Annotated in this window: 1 protein-coding gene; it reads left to right on the top strand. The window is 54.9% G+C overall.

The window, feature by feature from the left end:
- Nucleotides 1–95 precede the first annotated feature (95 nt).
- A complete protein-coding gene (locus G3574_RS28005; RefSeq protein WP_163968862.1) occupies nt 96–1,130 on the top strand; it encodes an IS110 family RNA-guided transposase in 1,035 nt (344 codons plus the stop codon).
- Nucleotides 1,131–1,467 lie beyond the last annotated feature (337 nt).

Raw genomic sequence — 1,467 nt, 5'->3', positions numbered from 1 at the left:
TCATAAACAATGGGATGGACTCCTCCTCCCCGCAAGGGGCACGCAAAGGTGTCACACTGGAGTTTCCACACAACCAGTCGAAGAAGGAGTCCGAGATGAAGCTTATCCGCATTGGCGTCGATTTGGCAAAGAATGTCTTTCAGGTGCACGGCGTGGATCGCCTCGAAAAGCCGGTCTGGCGTAAGAAACTAAACCGGAAAGACTGGATCAAGGAAGTCGTTGAGCGCATCGATCCGGGTTGTGAGGTCGGCATGGAAGCATGCGCGGGCGCCCATCATTGGGCAAGACAACTACAGCGGCTTGGGTACCAAGTCAAACTCATCGCGCCTCAATTCGTCAAACCCTACGTCAAGAGCAACAAGAACGACGCCAACGACGCTGAAGCGATCTGCGAAGCAATGAGCCGGCCGCACATGCGCTTTGTCGCCGTCAAAACAGTCGAGCAACAGGATATGCAGGCGGTACATCGCATCCGATCCGAATTGATCGCGCAGCGCGTTGCCAAAGCCAATCAGACCCGCGGCCTGGTTGCCGAGTACGGCCTGGTGGCGCCGCGTGAGCTACTGCAGTTGCGGCAAGCAATCTCCTGCTGGCTCGAAGACATGGACAATGGTCTGAGTGAACGCTTTCGCCGATTGCTTACTGGGCTTCAAACAGACTTGCGGCAGCTTGATGAACGGATTGAAGAGCTTGATCGCGAAATCGCTCAGATGGCTGCCAATGACCCGATTGCCAAGCGGTTGCAGCAATTGCGGGGCGTCGGGCCGATTACAGCAACGGCGCTGGTAGCGACCGTTGGTGATGCCAGCCAGTTCGCCAATGGTCGGCAGATGGCAGCATCGTTAGGGCTAACGCCAGCACAAAACAGCTCAGGGGGAAAAGAGCGGTTGCTAGGCATTAGTAAACGCGGCGACGCCTATCTACGCATGTTGCTTGTGCATGGTGGGCGGTCTGTGTTGCGCACTGCCGCTACAAAGACAGATCGATTGAGTCAGTGGATTACCCGCATTGCCACAACGAGGCATCATAACGTGGCAGCCGTGGCGATGGCCAACAAGACCGCCCGGATTGCGTGGGCCATGATCAGGAATGGTACCGATTACCAACCTGAGGCGGCAGTAGCATGCTAGAAAAGCAGTTCAGAGAGGTCGTTAAACGAAGTGTCAGCAAGCAAAGAAACACAGCAAATCACTAGCACGATTGCAAAACAAATCGTTGATGGCAAACAGGTCGAACCGGCGCTGAAAGAACCCGAGATACACACCGGCTACAAAGCCCGGATAAACGATGGGGAATCAGCGCGCGAATAGCCCATTATGGTCCAGTTCCGTAGAGGAGCGAGCAGTCAGAGACCGGATATACGTGAGCAGTCGTACCTCAACGTCAAAAACGAATTGTTTGCAAAAGAGGAGGAGTCCATATACGCGTGTATCGCGTCATGCGTGATCATCACCTGCTGCTGTACCG

Origin of the sequence: Noviherbaspirillum galbum (assembly GCF_010974945.1) — a bacterium.
Taxonomy (GTDB): Bacteria; Pseudomonadota; Gammaproteobacteria; order Burkholderiales; family Burkholderiaceae_D; genus Noviherbaspirillum; species Noviherbaspirillum galbum.
This window is presented reverse-complemented; position numbering and strand designations above follow the sequence as displayed.

What these genes read in the sequence shown, in the direction of transcription:
- G3574_RS28005 (WP_163968862.1), top strand. Translation starts at nt 96, where the DNA reads ATGAAGCTTATCCGCATTGGCGTCGATTTGGCAAAGAATGTCTTTCAG.